We start from the raw sequence: 19555 nt of genomic DNA, 5'->3' as shown, positions 1-19555 counted from the left end.
AGCATGCGGAAGGACAGGGCGGGGACGGACCCCGAACTGCCCGACCGCTCTGAGGAGCGATAAACGATGTTCGAGAGGTTCACCGACCGCGCGCGGCGGGTTGTCGTCCTGGCTCAGGAAGAAGCCCGGATGCTCAACCACAACTACATCGGCACCGAGCACATCCTCCTGGGTCTGATCCACGAGGGCGAGGGCGTCGCCGCCAAGGCCCTGGAGAGCCTCGGGATTTCTCTTGAGGCCGTTCGCCAGCAGGTCGAGGAGATCATCGGCCAGGGGCAGCAGGCCCCGTCCGGCCACATCCCCTTCACCCCCCGGGCGAAGAAGGTCCTGGAGCTGTCGCTCCGGGAGGCCCTGCAGCTCGGCCACAACTACATCGGCACCGAGCACATCCTGCTCGGCCTGATCCGCGAGGGCGAGGGCGTCGCCGCCCAGGTCTTGGTGAAGCTGGGCGCCGACCTCAACCGGGTGCGCCAGCAGGTCATCCAGCTGCTCTCCGGCTACCAGACCGGCGGCGGCAAGGAGTCGGCCACGGCCGGCGGGCCCGCCGAGGGCACCCCGTCGACCTCGCTGGTCCTGGACCAGTTCGGCCGCAACCTCACCCAGGCCGCCCGCGAGGCCAAGCTCGACCCGGTCATCGGGCGCGAGAAGGAGATCGAGCGGGTCATGCAGGTGCTGTCCCGCCGCACCAAGAACAACCCGGTCCTGATCGGTGAGCCCGGCGTCGGCAAGACCGCCGTGGTCGAGGGCCTGGCGCAGGCGATCGTCAAGGGCGAGGTCCCGGAGACGCTCAAGGACAAGCAGCTCTACACGCTGGACCTGGGCGCCCTGGTGGCCGGCTCGCGCTACCGCGGTGACTTCGAGGAGCGCCTGAAGAAGGTCCTCAAGGAGATCCGCACCCGCGGCGACATCATCCTGTTCATCGACGAGCTGCACACCCTGGTCGGCGCGGGCGCCGCCGAGGGCGCCATCGACGCCGCCAGCATCCTCAAGCCGATGCTGGCCCGCGGCGAGCTGCAGACCATCGGTGCCACCACCCTGGACGAGTACCGCAAGCACCTGGAGAAGGACGCCGCGCTGGAGCGCCGCTTCCAGCCGATCCAGGTCGCGGAGCCCTCGCTGCCGCACACCATCGAGATCCTCAAGGGTCTGCGCGACCGCTACGAGGCCCACCACCGGGTCTCCATCACGGACGCCGCCCTGGTCGCCGCCGCCACCCTGGCCGACCGGTACATCTCGGACCGCTTCCTGCCGGACAAGGCGATCGACCTGATCGACGAGGCCGGCTCGCGAATGCGCATCCGCCGGATGACCGCGCCGCCGGACCTGCGCGAGTTCGACGAGAAGATCGCCGACGTGCGCCGCGAGAAGGAGAGCGCGATCGACGCGCAGGACTTCGAGAAGGCCGCGTCCCTGCGCGACGACGAGAAGCAGCTCCTGCAGGCCAAGGCCAAGCGCGAGAAGGAGTGGAAGGCCGGCGACATGGACGTCGTCGCGGAGGTGAACGAGGAGCTCATCGCCGAGGTCCTGGCCACCGCCACCGGCATCCCGGTCTTCAAGCTGACCGAGGAGGAGACCTCGCGCCTGCTGCGCATGGAGGACGAGCTGCACAAGCGCGTCATCGGCCAGAAGGACGCCATCAAGGCGCTCTCCCAGGCCATCCGGCGCACCCGTGCGGGCCTCAAGGACCCGAAGCGCCCCGGCGGTTCGTTCATCTTCGCCGGCCCGTCCGGTGTCGGTAAGACCGAGCTGTCCAAGACGCTGGCGGAGTTCCTCTTCGGCGACGAGGACGCGCTGATCGCGCTCGACATGTCCGAGTTCTCCGAGAAGCACACCGTCTCCCGGCTGTTCGGCTCCCCGCCCGGGTACGTGGGCTACGAGGAGGGCGGCCAGCTGACCGAGAAGGTCCGCCGCAAGCCGTTCTCGGTCGTCCTCTTCGACGAGGTCGAGAAGGCCCACCCGGACATCTTCAACTCGCTGCTGCAGATCCTGGAGGACGGTCGCCTGACCGACTCCCAGGGCCGCGTGGTCGACTTCAAGAACACCGTCATCATCATGACGACCAACCTCGGCACCCGGGACATCTCCAAGGGCTTCAACCTGGGCTTCGCGGCCACGGGTGACACCCAGACCGGGTACGAGCGGATGAAGGCGAAGGTCGGCGAGGAGCTCAAGCAGCACTTCCGCCCCGAGTTCCTGAACCGCGTCGACGACATCGTGGTGTTCCACCAGCTGTCCGAGGACGACATCATCCAGATCGTCGACCTCATGATCGACAAGGTGGACGAGCGGCTCAAGGACAAGGACATGGGCCTGGAGCTCAGCGTCGAGGCCAAGAAGCTGCTGGCCAAGCGCGGCTACGACCCGATCCTGGGTGCCCGTCCGCTGCGCCGCACCATCCAGCGCGAGATCGAGGACCACCTCTCCGAGAAGATCCTCTTCGGCGAGCTGCGGGCCGGTCACATCGTCGTCGTCGACGTCGAGGGCGAGGGCAAGGAAGCCAAGTTCACCTTCCGCGGCGAGGAGAAGTCCGCCGTCGCGGACACCCCCGCCGAGGTCGCCTCGTCCGGCCCGGACCTGACGAAGTAGCCCAACTTTTAACAGACAACTTCACAGCAACCGAGCCCCCGGCGTCCGCGCCGGGGGCTCGGTGCGTTCCACCCCGCCTAAGCAGGTCCCCGTACGGGCTCGGACGGCGGGCTTCCGCGCTGGTTGGTACGGACACGCTCAATTTCTCAGACAGCTTTAACGAACATACGGTTGACAGATGGTCAGCTGATGGGAAGTCGCGGAGCATAGCGCCGTGACCATGTCATGGTCAAGGTCTATCTTTTTTATGCACGCTTGTATCAAATGACGTCCACCTGTCTTTCATTTTGGTTTGCCGGGCTTTGGCCATGAGCTGGCCCCGGTCGGGGAGGACGTCACAACGTTGAAGAACACCAGGAGAACCGCTGCGGTCGCCACTGCCGCAGCGGTCATAGTCACGCTCGGCGCGGGCCTGTTCCCGGGCACCGCCGTCGCGGCCGGCTCGGCCCCCGCGCCGAAGGACCCGGCCGAGGCCGTCCAGAACACTGAGCACAACATCCCGGGCCCGCTGACCGCGAAGGTGGAGGCCGAGCAGAAGGCCGCCACCGACCAGTTGCTCGCCGGCACCGCTCAGGTCGAGGAGCACAACGGCAGCACCAGCGTGAAGCTGGGCAAGGACAAGTACGTGGAGCTCGCCCGCGAGCGCACGGACAAGATCTTCACCATCCTCGTCGACTTCGGCGACCAGGTGGACAACACCACCAAGACGCCGGACGGCAAGGTCAAGTACGGCGGCGAGGCCGGTCCGAAGCACAACGAGATCGCGCAGCCGGACCCGGCCACCAACAACTCGACCGCCTGGCAGGCTGACTACAACCAGCAGCACTACCAGGACCTGTACTTCAGCAAGGACAAGCCCTCGCTGAAGACCTACTACGAGAAGCAGTCCTCGGGCCGCTACTCGGTCGACGGTGTGGTCCAGGACTGGGTCCGCGTCCCGTGGAACGAGGCCCGGTACGGCTCCGACTACTGCGGCTCCAACGTCTGCGCCAGCGCCCAGGACCTGATCCGCGACGCCGTGGACATCTGGTACAAGGACCAGCTGGCCAAGGGTCAGACCGACGCCCAGATCAAGGCGACGCTGGCCCAGTACGACAAGTGGGACCGCTACGGTTCGCACCATGACGGGAACTTCAACCAGCCCGACGGGTACATCGACCACTTCCAGATCGTGCACGCCGGTGAGGACAAGTCGGCCGGTGGCGGCAAGCAGGGCACCAAGGCCCTGTGGGCGCACCGCTCGTACGTCTACGGCAACCTGAACGGCACCGCCGGCCCCGAGGGCAACAAGCTCGGTGGCGTCCAGGTCGGCAACTCCGGCCTCTGGATCGGCGACTACACGATGCAGCCGGAGAACGGCGGCCTCGGCGTCTTCGCGCACGAGTACGGCCACGACCTCGGTCTGCCGGACCTCTACGACACCGCCGGCAAGGGCGTCGACAACTCGGTCGGCTTCTGGTCGATCATGTCGTCCGGCTCCTGGCTCGGCGAGGGCAAGAACTCGATCGGCGACATGCCGAACGACTTCGACGCCTGGAGCAAGTTCAAGCTGGGCTGGCTGAAGGCCGACCACGCCAAGGCGGGCACCGAGTCGACGCACCACATCGGCCCGGCGGAGTACAACTCCAACCTGCCGCAGGCCCTGATCGTCGACCTGCCGAAGAAGAGCATCACCACCGAGATCAACAAGCCCTTCGCGGGCACCGGTGAGTGGTGGAGCGGCAGCGCCGACAACCTCAACGTCACGCTGACCCGCGAGATCGACCTGACCGGCAAGGCCAAGGCCAGCATCAACGCCAAGGCCTGGTACGAGCTGGAGCAGGACTTCGACTACGCGTTCGGCGAGGTCTCCACCGACGGTGGCAAGACCTGGACCGTCGTGGACGGCACCTGGAACGGCGCCCCGCTGCCCAAGGAGAACGGCCGCCCGGCCGTGAACGGCCAGCTCGCCGCCTGGGGCGACCTGTCGTTCAACCTGGACGCCTTCGCGGGCCAGAAGATCCAGTTCCGCTACCACAACACCACCGACGGCGGCCTGCACTTCCGCGGCCTGGCGCTGGACAACATCGCGGTGGTCGCCGACGGCGCCACCCTGTTCAGCGACGACGTGGAGAAGGGTGACAACGGCTGGGCCTCCAGCGGCTTCACCCGCTTCGGCGGCTCGTACACCAAGGACTACGCGCAGTACTACATCGCGGAGAACCGGCAGTACGTGTCCTTCGACCAGACCCTGAAGACCGGCCCGTACAACTTCGGCTTCGCCGACAAGCCGGGCTGGGTCGAGCACTACTCCTACCAGCCCGGTCTGCTGATCTGGTACTGGGACGAGTCGCAGACCGACAACAACGTCAGCGCCCACCCGGGCCAGGGTCTGATCCTTCCGATCGACTCGCACCCGGCCCCGCTGAAGTGGTCCGACGGCACCCTGATGCGTCCGCGCATCAACGGCGCCGACTCGACCTTCGGCTCGCGCCGCGTCCCCGCGCTGACCCTGCACAAGGCCGGCGTCGAGACCGTCATCCCGAAGTCCAAGGGCGTCGACGAGTTCTCGGACCTGAAGGACTACTGGACCAAGGACAACCCGTACAGCAGCGTCCAGGTCCCGAAGACCGGCACCAGCATCGAGGTCGAGAACGAGTCCTCGAACTACCTGGAGACCTGGATCCGGGTCCGTCCGGTCGACAACTGATCGAGCCCGTAGCGATCAGCCTGTGACCAGGCGAATCTGAACCACTCCACGTCCGGCCCGTCCCCGCACCGCGGGGGCGGGCCGGACGCTTTGTCAGGCCCGTTCGGCGGTGGGCCCGAGCCGGTCCAGGAAGGCGGCGGCGGCCGCCTCGACGTCGGCAGCGGTCCAGTCGAGGGCGGGCGAGGCGACGGTGACCTCGGTCATCGCCAGGCCCGGCAGCTCGCGCTCGCGCCAGGCGCCGAACAGCCCGGTCCCGGTCTCCTCGGCCAGCGCCAGCGAGGCCTCCTCCAGCACCTCGGCCGGGTAGGGCAGCCAGAGCCGGAACTGGTGGGTGTGCGGCGGGGCCGGGTGCACCCGGGCGCCGGGGACGGCGGCGACGGCCCGGCCGAGCGCCTCGGCGACCGTCCGAGCGTGTGCCACGTACCGTTCCAGCAGCGGCAGTTCGCGCTCCAGCCCGGACCACGCCGCCAGCGCGAACGGCCATTGCTGGAAGAGCTGCCCGCCGTAGCGGTGCCGCCAGGCCCTGGCGGTGCGGACGAAGCCCGCCGGACCGGCCAGCGCGGCGCCGCTGATCCCGCCGAGCGTCTTGTAGAAGGAGACGTACACCGAGTCGGCCAGCGCGGCGACCTCCGGCAGCGGGCGGCCGAGGGCGACGGCGGACTCCCAGATCCGGGCGCCGTCCAGGTGCAGGGCCGCACCGTGCTCCGCCCGCACCACCGAGGCCAGGGCCCGCAGCTCCGCCCACTCGGGCAGCACGAAGCCGGCGTCCCGCAGCGGCAGTTCGAGGCTCAGGGCGGCGTACGGCTCGCCCAGGGCGCGCAGCTCCCCGACGGTCGGGTGACGCGGCGCCTGGGTCGGCCAGAGGGTGCGCAGGCCGGTCAGGACGCCGAGTGCCTGCCGCTCGTGCCGGTCGGTGTGGGCCAGCGGGTGGGTGGCGACGGTGCGCAGCCCGGCGGCCTCGGCGTGGATCCGCAGGGCGACCTGCTGGGCCATCGTGCCGGTCGGGAAGAAGGCCGCCTCCTCGGTGCCCAGCAGCTCGGCGACCCGCAGCTCCAGGGCGTGGACCACGCCGTCGCCGTACTGGTCCGGACGGGCGTCCAGGTCGGGGACCGGCCCCTTCCCCTCCGTCGGCGGGTCGGCCAGCGCGGCGAGGCGTTCCCGGAGGCTCTGCGGCCGGACGCCGGACAGGATGCGTTCGCAGCCGCGGAGGGCGGCGAATCGGCGGTCCGCCGGGCTCGGGCGGGCAGCGGCGTCGGGGTCTTGGCTCCTGTTGCCATACATGCGTCGATGGTCCCGCAGCGGGCCGGGCCGGTCAGCGGTGCGGACGGAAGCCGTTCGAGCCCGTCAAACCCCGGCCGCGCGTGGTGCTGGTCACAGGCCCGCGGCGCGGTACGACGGGCGGTAGTAGCCGGGCCCGGACGACCCGCGGACGGCCCGCGAACCGCCCCCGGAGCGGGCACGGACGATCGGATCTCATGATCGTTACTCCATCGGCTTGAATCTCCGGCGCGGCACTGACTACACGCCGTAGTACGTCACACCGTTTGGGAGTCCGCTCGGTGACGGTTACACCTGAGTGGTCCCCCGCTCAGCAGACGCCCGAACGGGCCCTTCGTGCTGCTCCGACCCGACCCGTGAGGTATGGCCACCGATGTCCACCGTTCCGCCCGTGCCGCCCGCCCTGCGCCGGCTCGCCGCCCGCGCGGCGGCCCAGGCGGCGGCCTGGCAGCCCCGGCTCGGCCACGCCGTCCGCACCCAGGCCGCGCCGCTGCGCACCCTCGGCACGCCCAGGCACACCACGCTGCCGGGCAGCCGTCAGCGGGCCGAGCACGACCACGCGCTGGGCTCGATCGGGGCGGCCGCGGCGCTGCTCGCCGGCGTGCTGCTGGTGGTCGCCCCCGGCACCGCCTCGGCGCAGACCGTGCTGCCCACCACGCCCGGCAGCTCGGCCTTCACCGCGCCGCGGGCGGAGGTGCCCGCGGCGGGGCTGGTCCAGGTGGCCGGGCCGAGCCCGTACAAGCTGTCCGAGGACGGCGACTCGGCCCGGCACTCCGCGGCCGTGGCGGCCAACCTGCTGCCGCTGGAGCCGCCCGCCCCGGCCGCCGGGCCCGAGCCCGCCGCGGCGCCCGCTCCCGCCCCGGAGCCGGCGCCCGCGCCCGAGTGGTCCGCGCCGGTGCCGGACGCGCCGACCAGCAACCCGTACGGGGTGGCCAACCGCAGCTACGCGGCCGGGTACCACACCGGGGTGGACTTCGCGGTCTCCCCGGGCACGCCGCTGCTGGCGGTCGGCAACGCGACCGTGGTGTCGGCCGGCTGGGACGGCGCGTACGGCAAGGAGGTCGTGCTGCGGCTCGCGGACGGACGCTTCGCGCAGTACGCGCACCTGTCCTCGCTCGCCGTCTCGGCCGGCCAGCAGGTGGCGGCCGGGCAGCGGATCGGGCTGTCCGGGAGCACCGGCAACTCGACCGGGCCGCACCTGCACTTCGAGATCCGCACCAGCAACAGCTACGGCGCGGTGATCAACCCGGTCGCGTACCTCGCGGCGCACGGCGTCACGGACTTCTGACCGGCCCTCAGGGGCGGACGGGCTCCGGGGCCGGCGGTGCGGGTACGGGCGGCGCAGGGGGTGCCGGCGGCGCGGCCGCGGGCGGTGCCGGGGGTGCGGCCGGGGGTGCCGGGGGTGCGGCCGGGGGTGCCGGGTGGCTGATCCGGCCGCCGATCTCCAGCGCGATGTCCCGGGCCGTCCCGATCGCCTCGTCCAGCGTGGCCGCCGTGTCCAGCGGCTCGCCCCAGACGTTCTCGGCGTGGCCGTCGTCCGCGGTGTCCTGCTTGAGCAGGAACATCGCCGAGTGGACGGTGAACAGCGCCATCGCGGCCCGCAGCCGGTCCGGGAAGTCCGCCTGCGGCCCGTGCACCAGCTGCATCATGGTGATCATGCGGTCCCGGAAGGCCAGTCCGGCCGGGGACTCGCGCAGCGCGGGCTGGTTCTCGTGGAAGAAGCGCAGCAGCGGGGCCCGCTCGGCCATCCCGTCCGCGAAGCGGCGGATCAGCTCGTCGCGCATGGCCGGGCTCCAGGACTGCCCGCGGCCCCACTCGATGGTCTCGTCGATCGGCGCGGCCATCCGCTCGACGATGCCCAGGACGATGTCGTCCTTGGTCTTGAAGTGGTAGTAGAGCGCGGCCTTGGTCACACCCAGCCGGTCGGCGATCTCGCGCAGTGAGGTCTGCTCGTAGCCCTGCTCGGAGAAGAGCTCCAGCGACACCTCGATGATGCGAGCCCGGGTGTCGCTGCGGGGACTGTGCGGAGTGGCCATGGCCTGCCTCATGACTGCGTCGTTGACTGCTGCGGACGCCCGGTGACGTCCGCCCCGGGCACCATTCTCCCTGCCCAGGTGGCCGGTTCGAAAACTGGCTTGACGACCGGCTAGGAAACAACTTACCGTGCCGACGATCGATAAACTAGCCGGGCGACAAGTAAGTGACCCGCCGCACGGCCCGACGTTCCGTCCGAACCACCCCTCCGGGAGACCCCACCTCATGTCACAGTCCAAGACCGCCGGCCCGGTACCGGAGGACAAGACGGCCGAGGAGGAGCAGCCGCGGTCGCCCCGCGAGATCCGCCTCGTGATGGTCGGCCTGGTCGTCACCATGCTGCTGGCCATGCTCGACAACCTGATCGTCGGCACCGCGATGCCCACCATCGTCGGCGACCTGGGCGGTGCCGAGCACCTGTCCTGGGTGGTCACCGCCTACACCCTGGCCACCGCCGCCTCCACCCCGATCTGGGGCAAGCTCGGCGACATGTACGGCCGCAAGGGCACCTTCCTCACCTCGATCGTGATCTTCCTGGTGGGCTCGGCGCTGTCCGGCCTGTCGCAGAACATGAACGAGCTGATCGGCTTCCGCGCCGTCCAGGGCCTCGGCGCCGGCGGCCTGATGGTCGGCGTCATGTCGATCATGGGCGCGCTGGTCCCGCCGCGCGACCGCGGCAAGTACCAGGGCATGTTCGCCGCGGTGATGGCCCTCGCCACCATCGGCGGCCCGCTGGTCGGCGGCTTCATCACCGACCACCTGAGCTGGCACTGGACCTTCTACATCAACCTGCCGCTCGGCGTGGTCGCGCTCGCCGTCGTCATCGTCACCCTGAAGCTGCCCAAGGTCCGCAGCACCGCCAAGATCGACTACCTGGGCGCGGTCCTGCTCACCGTCGGCATCACCTCGCTCGTGCTGATCACCACCTGGGGCGGCCAGCAGTACGCCTGGGGCTCCAAGCAGATCCTCGGCCTGGCCGCGCTCGCCGCCGCCTCGCTGATCGCCTTCTGCTACGTGGAGCAGCGGGTCGAGGAGCCGATGCTCCCGCTGACCCTGTTCAAGAACCTGAACTTCACCCTGGTCTCGATCATCGGCTTCGTCGTCGGCTTCGTGATGTTCGGCTCGACCGTGTTCCTGCCGCTCTACCAGCAGATCGTCCAGGGTGCCTCGGCGACCAACTCCGGCCTGCTGCTGATGCCGATGATGTTCGGCATGCTGGTGGTCTCGCTGGTCGTCGGCCAGGCGGTCACCAAGACCGGCAAGTACCGGATCTACCCGATCATCGGCACCGTCGTGATGACCGCCGGCATGGTCCTGCTCTCCACCATGGGCGTCGGGACCAGCAGCTTCACCTCGGCCTGCTGGATGGTCGTGCTCGGCGCCGGCATGGGCTTCCTGATGCAGATCACCATGCTGGTCGCGCAGAACAGCGTCGAGCTCAAGGACATGGGCGTGGCCAGCTCCACCGCCACCCTGTTCCGCACCATCGGCGGCTCCTTCGGTGTCGCCCTGTTCGGCGCGCTGTTCAACAACCGGGTGACCGACACCATGAAGGAGAAGCTCGGCGAGCAGGCCGCCTCGGGCGGCGGGGTCAAGGACCCGGGCCAGATGAGCCCGGCCGCCCTGCGCAAGCTGCCCGAGAACATCCAGGACGCCTACCACCACGCGGTGTCCAACGGCATGCACACCGTCTTCCTCTGGGGCGCCGGGGTGGCAGTGATCGCGATCGCCGCCGCGCTCTTCCTGCGCGAGGTGCCGCTGCGCGGGGCCGGCAAGGACGAGAAGTCGGCCGAGGCCTCGCTGGAGGCGGCGGCCGTCTGACGGTCCCGCCCCGCACGTACGACGGCGCCCCCGGGAGTGGACCTCCCGGGGGCGTTGTCGTGTCCGCTGGGGCGTTGTCGTGCCTGCTGAGGCGCCCTCGTGTTCGCTGAGGCGCCGTCGTGTCTACTGGGGCAGGCGGTAGACGCCCTGCTCGACCGGCTCGACCAGGCCGTCCGCCACCAGGCCGTCCAGGGCCCTGGCCCGCTGCACCGCGTCCGGCCAGACCGCGTCCAGCCGGGCCTGCCCGACCTCGCCGTGCGCCTCGCGCAGCACCGCCAGCAGCTTGCCGCGCACCTGGCGGTCCGTCCCCTCGTAGGACTGCCCGCGCCGGGCCGGGCCCTCGTACGGCGGACGGCCGGCCCGCTGCCAGGCGCAGCCGGTGAACAGCGGGCACTCCCCGCACTCCGGGCCGCGCGCGGTGCAGACCAGCGCGCCCAGCTCCATCACGCCGACCGCCCAGGTGGCGGCGGTCTCGGCGTCGTCGGGCAGCAGGGCGGTGGCGGTGCGGCGCTCGGCGGCCGTGGTGGCCTGCGCCGGGTACTCCACACCGGTCACCGCGCGGGCGAAGACCCGGCGGACGTTGGTGTCCAGCACCACGTGCCGCTGGCGGAAGGCGAAGGAGGCGACCGCGGCCGCAGTGTACTCCCCCACCCCGGGCAGCGAGAGCAGCGTGGTGTGGTCGTCCGGGACCTCGCCGCCGTGCTCCTCGGTGATCGCCACGGCGGCCGCGTGCAACCGCAGCGCGCGGCGCGGGTAGCCCAGCCGGCCCCACATCCGGACCGCCTCGCCGGGGGCGTCGGCGGCCAGGTCGGCCGGGGTCGGCCAACGGGTCAGCCAGGCCTCCCAGGCGGGCAGCACGCGCTTGACGGGGGTCTGCTGGAGCATGAACTCGCTCACCATGACCGCCCAGGGCGTCGCGTCGGGGGTGCGCCAGGGCAGGTCCCGCTTGGTCGCCTCGTACCAGTCCAGGACGGTCGAGTGGAACAGCGGCAGGGGCATCGGCAGCCGGGTGGCCCCGGCGTCGGGGGGTGTGGCGGTGGCGGTGATGGCAGTCATGGCCCTTCGATCCTCCCATGCCCGCCACCCCGGCCGAAGTGGAGTTCGATGATCCGGTCCACCCGGAGGATTCACCGGAAATCATCCCTTCGGGGCTCCCTCGAACGGATCAAATGGCGGATCATGTGAAGGAAGGGACGACTGTGCGGTGTTGGTGAGTCAATCGCCACACACAGTCTCGTAGAGTTTGGTCGTGCCCTCTCTGCGTCAACCCGTGGGACCGCTGCCGGCCTCGATCTACTGGCGTCGGCGCGTCGTCGTGCTCGCCGCCGTCGCGGCGGTCGTCGCCCTGATCGCCTGGCTGATGACCGATCAGGGCGGAGGGGGTGACGGCGGCTCACAGAGCAAGGCCGCCCAGGCCGTTCCGTCCCAGTCCCAGACCCCCGCCCAAGCCATCACGCCCGGCGCCTCGCCGAGCGGCCCCGCGGCGCGCCCCGGCGGCGGAGGCTCCGGCGGCGGCCCGGTGGCCGGCGGTGGCGGCACCGAGGTCAACCTGAGCGGCGGCGGCACCGGCGGCGCCAACCCGGCCCCCGGGGGCGGTACCGGCGGCTCGGGCGGCGGGGCCGGCGGCACCGGTGGCGGTGCGGCGGGCGGCTCCGGCGGCGCCCCGGCGTTCAACACCGCGGAGGTCATGGCCCTCCCGGTCTGCGCCTCCTCGCAGGTCGCCCTGGAGCTGGCCGGCACCCAGAACTCGTTCCAGCCCAAGGACAAGCCGCGGCTCGCCCTGACGGTCAAGAACTCCTCCGGCGCCAACTGCCGGGTGGACCTCGGCCGGATCGCCTCCGCGATCACCGTGAGCGCCAGCAACGGCGACCGGGTCTGGTCCTCCGGCGACTGCCCCAGCGAGAAGGGCAGCATCTGGGTCCAGCTGGCCGCGAGCGGCAGCCAGACCGAGACCTTCACCTGGGACCGCAGCCGCAGCAAGCCGCAGTGCGCGACCGCCGACCAGACCCCGCCGCCGAACGGCACCTACGTGGTGCTCGCCGAACTCACCGGGCTCTCCGGGGACAAGGTCTCGGCGCGGGCCTCGATCCGGCTCGACAACTGAGGGACGCTCATCCCCGTTCCGGAGCCCCCGGCCGCGCGCGGCCGGGGGCTCCGGCGTTCTCGGGGCGCCGGGGGTCGGGGTTCTGGGGGTTCTGGGGGGTGCCGGGGTTCTGGGGTTCTGGGGGTGCCGGGGTTCTGGGGGTGCCGGGGTTCTCGGAGTGCCGGCCCTTTCGGTGCCGGGACGCGGGACGGCCCCCGGGGAAGCGTTTCCCCCGGGGGCCGTCCGTCGTCGTGCGCGCGTCGGGTCAGACGTAGCGCTCCAGGATGGACGATTCGGCAAGGCGGGAGAGGCCCTCACGGACCGAGCGGGCCCGGGTCTCGCCGACGCCCTCCACCGTCTGCAGGTCGTCGATGCTCGCGGCGAGCAGCTTCTGCAGGCCGCCGAAGTGCTCGACCAGGCGCTCTATCACCGTGTTGGGCAGGCGCGGGATCTTCGCCAGCAGGCGGTAGCCGCGCGGCGAGACAGCGGAGTCCAGCGACTCCGGCGAGCCCGAGTAGCCGAGCGCCTTGGCCACGGTCTGCAGGTCCAGCAGCTCGGCGTGGGTGAGCGCCTCCAGGTCGGCCAGCACCTCGTTGACCGTCCGGCCCTTCTTGGCGGCCCGCTCCGGGAAGTAGTCCCGGGCGACCAGTTCGCGCTCCGGCTCCACGCCCGCGATCAGCTCGTCCAGCTGCAGCGAGAGCAGCCGGCCGTCGATGCCGAGTTCCAGCACGTAGCCGGCGATCTCGGTGGCGATCAGCCGGACCATCTCCAGGCGCTGGGCCACGGCGGTGACGTCCCGGACCGTCACCAGGTCCTCGATCTCCAGCGCGGAGAGCGTGCCGGCCACCTCGTCCAGGCGCAGCTTGTAGCGCTCCAGGGTGGCCAGCGCCTGGTTGGCGCGGGACAGCACGGTGGTGGAGTCCTCCAGCACCCGGCGGGTGCCGTTGACGTACATCGCGATCAGCCGCATCGAGTGCGAGACCGCGACCACCGGGAAGCCGGTCTGCCGGTTGACGCGCTCGGCGGTGCGGTGCCGGGTGCCCGTCTCGTCGGTCGGGATGGTCGAGTCCGGCATCAGGTGGACACCGGCCCGGACGATCTTGGTGATGTCCTTGTCCAGCACCACCGCGCCGTCGAGCTTGCACAGCTCGCGCAGCCGGGTGGCGGTGAACTCGACGTCCAGCACGAAGCCGCCGGTGCAGATCGACTCGACGGTCTTGTCGAAGCCCAGCACGATCAGGCCGCCGGTGTTGGCCCGCAGGACCCGCTCCAGGCCGTCACGCAACGCCGTGCCGGGCGCGATGGCGGTGAGGGAGGCCCGCAGCAGGGCCTCCTCACGGGAGGCCTTGTCCGCCCCCCGGTCGCTGGCTGCCACGTGACTCCTCCGGTCGACCCCGTGCCGCGCGCCTCGCGCCGTGCGCCGGTCCGCGGTCTGTTGCTCTGTCGCTCAGTACCGCTCGGTACTGCCTTCTGGCCAATGAGACTGGGGAAAGTCTAACTGCGTGTGGCTTCGGCAGGGCTTGGGTCAGCGCAGTTCGTCGGAGTCGAGCGGCTCCCAGCCGTCCATCAGCTCCTCCGGGTACGCGGCGACCCGGGCCGAACGGGGTGCCGGCGGCGCCGACGGAGCCTCACCACGGGCCTCGGTACGGGCCTCGGCACGGACGTCGGTACGGGCATCGGTACGGGCCTCGCCGCGCGGCTTGGCGGCGGACCGGCGACGGCCCGGGATGGCCCGCAGCGCCTCGCCGATGTCGGCCACCTCGACCACCTTCATGCCCGGCGGCACCTTGCCCGGGTCCGGCGGGACCAGGGCATGGGTGAAGCCCAGCCGGTGCGCCTCGGCCAGCCGCCGCTGCACACCCGTCACCCGCCGCACCTCGCCCGCCAGGCCGACCTCGCCGATCGCCACCAGGTTGCTGGGCAGCGGGGTGTCGGTCGAGGAGCTGGCCACCGCGAGCGCGACCGCGAGGTCGGCGGACGGCTCGCTCAGCTTCACCCCGCCCACCGTCGCGGTGTAGATGTCCTGCTTGCCGAGCTTCACCCCGCCGTGCCGCTCGACCACGGCCAGGATCATCGCGATCCGGGGCGACTCCAGGCCCGAGGTGGTGCGGCGCGGGGACGGGATCTGCGAATCCACCATCAGCGCCTGCACCTCCGCCACCAGCGGGCGCTTGCCCTCCAGGGTGACGGTGAGGCAGGTGCCGGGGACCGGCTTGTCACGCCTGGTCAGGAAGAGGCCGGACGGGTCCGCCAGGCCGACGATGCCCTCGTCGTGCAGCTCGAAGCAGCCCACCTCGTCGGTGGCGCCGTAACGGTTCTTGACCCCGCGGATGAGACGCAGCCGGGCGTGCCGGTCGCCCTCGAAGCTCAGCACCACGTCCACCAGGTGCTCCAGCAGGCGCGGACCGGCGATCTGGCCGTCCTTGGTGACGTGGCCGACCAGCAGGGTGGCCATGCCGCGGTCCTTGGACGCCCGGATCAGCGCGCCCGCCACCTCGCGGACCTGGGCCGGGCCGCCGGGGGCGCCGTCCAGCTCGGCGGAGGCGATGGTCTGCACCGAGTCCAGGATCAGCAGGCCGGGGCCGACCGCCTCGATGTGCCCGAGCACGGCGCCCAGATCGGACTCGGCGGCGAGGTAGAGGTGCTCGGAGAGCGCGTCGATCCGGTCCGCGCGCAGCCGGACCTGGCTCGCCGACTCCTCGCCCGTGACGTAGAGGGTGCGGTGCTGCGCGGTGGCCGCCTTGGCCGCGACGTCCAGCAGCAGGGTCGACTTGCCGACACCGGGCTCGCCGGCCAGCAGCACCACCGCACCGGGGACCAGCCCGCCGCCGAGCACCCGGTCCAGCTCCGGCACGCCCGTCGAGCGGGCCGTCGCGACCTGCCCGTCCACCTGGCCGATCGGACGGGCCGGCGCGCTGACCGGACCGGCGGCCGTCGTCCGGATCGGCACCGCGCCGTACTCCTCGACCGTCCCCCAGGCGTTGCACTCCGGGCAGCGGCCGACCCACTTGGGCAGCTGGTTGCCGCACTCGGTGCAGCGGTAGGCCGGGCGCGGCTTGGCGGTGGTCTTGGAACGCGGAGGCATGCGGCCCACGGTAGCGCCTGGGTACGACAGCGGCGGTCCGCCACCGGACTCGCCGCGCGTCCACACAGATGGGCGATGTTGTTACCCGAAAGAAGTACATACGGCGCGAATGGCGGGGGCGGGCCGTCCGGGGTCTCTACCGTCGGACGGGTGACAACGCGAACCCTTGGGCCGGCCGGGCCCCAGGCCGCCGCCGTACTCGTGGCCTACGACCGGCAGGTGGACGGCCTGTTCACCTACTGCCTCTCGGTGCTGTGCGAACACGACGCCGCCGCCGACGCCCTGCGCGAGGTCCGTGAGCTGGCCCGGCGGCACGGCGCCCGACTGGCCGAACCCGGACTCGTCCGGGCCTGGCTGTTCTCGCTGGCCCGGTACTGCTGCCTGCGCCGGCTCACGGCCGGGGGCGGGGGCCGGGACGGGGGCGGGAGCGGCGGTCTGGACGGGGGCGGGGGTCTGGACGGGGGCGGGGGTCTGGACGGGGCTGACGGCAGGCTCGGTGCCGGACGGGCCTCCGGGGCGGAGCCGAGCGAGACCGAGGCCGCCCGGCGGCGGCGCGAGCTGGCCTCGCTCGCCTGGCCGGAGGCGGCCGGCACCGACCCCGAACAGCGCGAGGCGCTGGAACTGTCCGTCCGGCACCGGCTCACCCCGCTGGAGGTGGCGGCGGTCCTGGGCCTGCCGTTCGAACGGACCCGGGAACTGCTGACCGGCGCCGAGGCCGAAGTGGCCCGGACCAGGGCGGCGCTGCTGGTGCTCGGCGTGGGCAGCTGCCCGGAACTCGACCGGCTCGGCGGGGCCGGGGCCGAGTCCTGGCGGGACTGGGTCCTCGGCCCGGCGCTGCGGCGGGAACTGGTGCAGCACGTGGTGGACTGCCCGACCTGCCGGGGAACGGCCGAGCGGGTGGCCGGCGAGGCGGCGGCGGGCACGGCGGGGCTGTCGGGGCTGCCGCTGCTGGGGGCTCCGGTGTCCGTGGGCGGGGCAGGGGGCCTCGGGGGCGCGGCGGGCGTCGGGGGCGCGGCGAGTGCCACGGGTGTGGCGTCGGTGACGGCGGTGGCGGCGGTTGCGTCGGTTGCGTCGGTGCTGGAGCCCGGGTTGCGGTTCGACCAGAGCGGATTCCCCCGGCACCGGGCGCCGGACGCGGGGCGCGGACTGGCGGTCCGTCGGCGGGTGGTGACCACCGGCGTGCTCGCGGCCGTCCTGGCGGCACCCGTGGTCGCCCTCTGGGCCGGACACCGGGGCGGCGGCGGGTCGGGCTCGGCGGCCTCGGTGTCGGCGGTCCGGGTGGACGAGGCCGGGCGGGTGACCGGGCAACGGCCGCCGCAGTCGCTCGACCATTCCGGCGCCGGCCAGGGCGTACCGGGCATGCCGGGGCTGGAACTGGCCGGGGCGGGCGGTGCCGGCGGCGGTGGAATCGGTGGTGCAGAAACGTTGCTCCCCGGATTTCCACGGCTGACCTTCCAGGGCGCCGTGATCCCCGTCCCGGCCCACGGCGCCACCCCGCTCAGCAGCCCGACCCTGGTCGCCGCCCCGGCCCCCGTGGTCGACCGGGCCTCCGCACCGGGCGCGGCCGAACCCGCCCCCACCGGACTGCTCACTGTCGAAGCCGGCGAGTACGGCAACCGCACCGTCCTCACCCTCACCAACTCCGGCACCACGGAAATCCGCTGGCACGCGGTGACCGACGCCGGCTGGCTCCGGCTCAGCCGCGACTCCGGCACCCTCGCACCCGGGCAGCGGATCACCGTGATCGTCACCGTGGACGAGGACCTCGCGCCGACCACCCAGTGGACCGCCCGCATCGCACTGCCGCCCTCCCAGGCCGTGGTCACGCTCGAAGGCGGCCCGCGCAACCGCGGCGGCTCGGCCTCCTCGCCCGCCGACCCCTCACCCACGGCCTCCGCCACCCCGACCGCCACCGGCTCCGCCACCATCTCGCCGCCCCCCACGGGCACACCCACGCCGTCCGGCTCGCCGTCCTCGCCGCCCCCGTCGCACACCCCGACGGGCTCGCCGTCCCCCTCGGGCACACCAACGGCAACCCCGACGAACAGCACTTCACCCCACCCGACGGGAACCCCAACCGCCCCGGCGTCGGCGTCAGCATCAGCCTCGGCTCATTAGGGCGATCGCCCACCAGGCAGCGGCGCGCTTGCCAACTCCTCGTGTTCGGCAGTCAGGTGCGCGAGAAGTCGACCAGTCCGACTTCTCGCGCACGACCTGATGGCAGTGCCCAAGCAATATGTAGACCGGTCGTCATAATCCTGCCCTCCCGGGCATCAGAGCGCACAGGAAGTCGGCCAGACCGACTTCTCGTACACCGCGCCGGGCCCACCGGGCAGCACAGCATGTAGACCGGTCTTCATAATTCTTCCCCGGCGAATACCGCGAGCACAGGAAGTCGGCCAGACCGACTTCTCGCGCACCGCGCCGGGCTGACCCAGCTCCCGCGCCGCAAAATATGTAGACCGGTCGCCATATTCCTGCCCCGGCGAACACCACGAGCACAGAAAGTCGACCAGCCCGACTTCTCGCGCGCCGCGCCGGGCCCACCGGGCAGCACAGCATGTAGACCGGTCTTCATAATCGCCGCTCGGCAGGCCGACAGGCCCCGGCCCTCGGTGTCAGCTGCGGTGGATCGGGGGGACCTGGTAGGTACCGTCGAGGACGGGGGGTTCGGGTTGGTAGAGGCGGATGATGGGGCGGAAGTCGCCGGGTGGGGCGGGGAGCCAGTTGGCGGCGGCGGTGGGGTCCTCGGGGTGGTCGTGCTGGAGGGTCACCGTGAGGGAGCCGTCGTCGCCGTAGACCAGGCCGGGGGTGCGGTCGCCGATCGAGTAGCGGTCGATCGGGTTCTCCACCAGGTAGTAGTCCGGGACGGAGTACATCGTGACGGACCAGAAGGCCTCGGCCGGGGGCATCCGGTCGAAGCGCAGGGTGTAGCTGTTGGCACCGTTGAGGGGGCGCCCGTCGGAGTCGTCGTAGGTCATCGCGTACGAGGCCTCGTAGGCGTGGTTGCCCCAGAGGCCGGCGCGGGCGGCGGCGGCGCGGCTGAGGTAGGCGGCGCGGCGGTCGGGGATGCGCCACTCGGGGTCGTCGAGGGTGCCGGGGCCGAGGTGGTCGGTGTTGTAGTCGAAGAGGTGGAGGGCCGAGCGCCATTCGCCGGGCGGGTGGTCCTCGGGCGGGCGGGTGGCGTCCTCGACCCGTTCGCGGCCGGCGGCCAGGCCCTTGGCCAGTGCGAGCGTCCACTCGGGGACTGCCGCCCGGTACGGCGAGGCGCCATCGTCCAGCAGGCCGAGCGGGGCGAAGCGGCGCTGGTACTCGATGTCCGCCGTGGCCGGTGGGAACGCCTGCATCCAGACCCGCATGCGTTCGAAGAAGGCCAGCCGTTCGGGGACGTCCGGGTCGGGCTCGGGCAGTCCGGCGACCAGGCCGCCGGGTTCCAGCGGTTCCAGGACGAGAGCGGACTGCAGGGCCCGGACCCGGGGCAGGTCGTCCGGGCCGGTGCAGGCGAAGCGGCCGACCACGGTGCCGACGGTGGTGGGCAGTTCGATGACGCGGTCCGGGTCCGACGGGGTGCCGTGCCAGCCGGGCGGGACGATCAGCCAGGTCTGCGCGGCGGTGCCGGTGGCGCGGCGGCCGAGGTAGGCGACGTTCTCCGTCCAGGCGTCGATGAACTGCAGCACGTAGTAGGAACCGTCGGTGTCCGGGACGTGCAGCACCTGCGGGCCTTCGGCGAGGTCCAGTTGGGCGATCGAGTAGATCGTGTCGTTGTTGACCGAGACGAAGTCGTCGGCCGGGCCGGCCAGCCGGGTGGCGTGGCTGAAGTGGTTGAACGGCGCGGCCGGCAGGGTACCCAGGCCGCCCCTGATGAAGCGCTCGACCATGGTGAGGCCGGCGACCAGCGGGTAGCCGTAGACGTACGCGTCGGCGGCCAGTGCCTCCAGCTCGGGCTGGTTCATCGGGGGTCCTTCGTACGGTCGGGGCG

Annotated in this window: 12 protein-coding genes; 6 read left to right on the top strand and 6 right to left on the bottom strand. The window is 71.8% G+C overall.

Annotated elements, in window-relative coordinates:
- The first annotated feature begins 66 nt into the window (after positions 1-66).
- On the top strand, positions 67-2586 hold the full coding sequence (locus IE332_RS12645) for an ATP-dependent Clp protease ATP-binding subunit (protein WP_189915921.1): 2520 nt from the start codon (positions 67-69) through the stop codon (positions 2584-2586).
- A 343-nt stretch (positions 2587-2929) separates the two neighbouring features.
- Positions 2930-5275 (top strand): immune inhibitor A domain-containing protein, encoded by a 2346-nt coding sequence (locus tag IE332_RS12640; RefSeq protein ID WP_189915920.1) that lies wholly within the window; start codon positions 2930-2932, stop codon positions 5273-5275.
- Positions 5276-5368: 93 nt separating this feature from the next.
- Here the strand turns inward: IE332_RS12640 and IE332_RS12635 are convergent, their stop codons facing one another.
- Positions 5369-6556 carry a threonine aldolase family protein gene (locus IE332_RS12635; RefSeq protein ID WP_189915919.1) on the bottom strand — a complete coding sequence of 396 codons (1188 nt, stop codon included), beginning with the start codon at positions 6554-6556 and terminating at the stop codon, positions 5369-5371.
- A 370-nt stretch (positions 6557-6926) separates the two neighbouring features.
- Here IE332_RS12635 and IE332_RS12630 point away from each other — a divergent pair, with 370 nt between their 5' ends.
- Positions 6927-7841 carry a M23 family metallopeptidase gene (locus tag IE332_RS12630; protein ID WP_229928559.1) on the top strand — a complete coding sequence of 305 codons (915 nt, stop codon included), beginning with the start codon at positions 6927-6929 and terminating at the stop codon, positions 7839-7841.
- Positions 7842-7848: 7 nt separating this feature from the next.
- Here the strand turns inward: IE332_RS12630 and IE332_RS12625 are convergent, their stop codons facing one another.
- A complete protein-coding gene (locus tag IE332_RS12625; protein WP_189915918.1) occupies positions 7849-8589 on the bottom strand; it encodes a TetR/AcrR family transcriptional regulator in 741 nt (246 codons plus the stop codon).
- 223 nt (positions 8590-8812) lie between these two features.
- Here IE332_RS12625 and IE332_RS12620 point away from each other — a divergent pair, with 223 nt between their 5' ends.
- The gene (locus tag IE332_RS12620) at positions 8813-10408 is read left to right on the top strand and encodes an MDR family MFS transporter (RefSeq protein WP_189915917.1); all 1596 of its coding nucleotides are present in this window, start codon (positions 8813-8815) and stop codon (positions 10406-10408) included.
- Positions 10409-10531: 123 nt separating this feature from the next.
- Here IE332_RS12620 and IE332_RS12615 read toward each other — a convergent pair whose 3' ends face one another.
- Positions 10532-11455 carry an HhH-GPD family protein gene (locus IE332_RS12615; RefSeq protein ID WP_373313725.1) on the bottom strand — a complete coding sequence of 308 codons (924 nt, stop codon included), beginning with the start codon at positions 11453-11455 and terminating at the stop codon, positions 10532-10534.
- A gap of 202 nt (positions 11456-11657) precedes the next feature.
- On the opposite strand from IE332_RS12615, the gene IE332_RS12610 reads away from it, so the two are divergent.
- On the top strand, positions 11658-12512 hold the full coding sequence (locus tag IE332_RS12610) for a hypothetical protein (RefSeq protein WP_189915916.1): 855 nt from the start codon (positions 11658-11660) through the stop codon (positions 12510-12512).
- Between the two features lie 244 nt (positions 12513-12756).
- Here the strand turns inward: IE332_RS12610 and disA are convergent, their stop codons facing one another.
- Positions 12757-13815, bottom strand: coding sequence for a DNA integrity scanning diadenylate cyclase DisA (disA, locus tag IE332_RS12605; RefSeq protein ID WP_189916216.1), 1059 nt, complete (start codon positions 13813-13815; stop codon positions 12757-12759).
- Positions 13816-14016: 201 nt separating this feature from the next.
- Positions 14017-15576: a DNA repair protein RadA gene (gene radA / locus IE332_RS12600; protein ID WP_189915915.1), complete on the bottom strand. Its 1560-nt coding sequence runs from the start codon at positions 15574-15576 to the stop codon at positions 14017-14019.
- Between the two features lie 150 nt (positions 15577-15726).
- On the opposite strand from radA, the gene IE332_RS41865 reads away from it, so the two are divergent.
- Complete coding sequence (locus tag IE332_RS41865) at positions 15727-17694, top strand: BACON domain-containing protein (protein ID WP_189915914.1); 1968 nt, start codon at positions 15727-15729, stop codon at positions 17692-17694.
- Between the two features lie 500 nt (positions 17695-18194).
- Here the strand turns inward: IE332_RS41865 and IE332_RS12590 are convergent, their stop codons facing one another.
- Complete coding sequence (locus IE332_RS12590) at positions 18195-19529, bottom strand: DUF1254 domain-containing protein (protein ID WP_189915913.1); 1335 nt, start codon at positions 19527-19529, stop codon at positions 18195-18197.
- Positions 19530-19555: the final 26 nt, after the last annotated feature.

The sequence above is a fragment of the Kitasatospora xanthocidica genome, from assembly GCF_014656195.1.
Taxonomy (GTDB): domain Bacteria; phylum Actinomycetota; class Actinomycetes; order Streptomycetales; family Streptomycetaceae; genus Kitasatospora; species Kitasatospora xanthocidica.
This window is presented reverse-complemented; position numbering and strand designations above follow the sequence as displayed.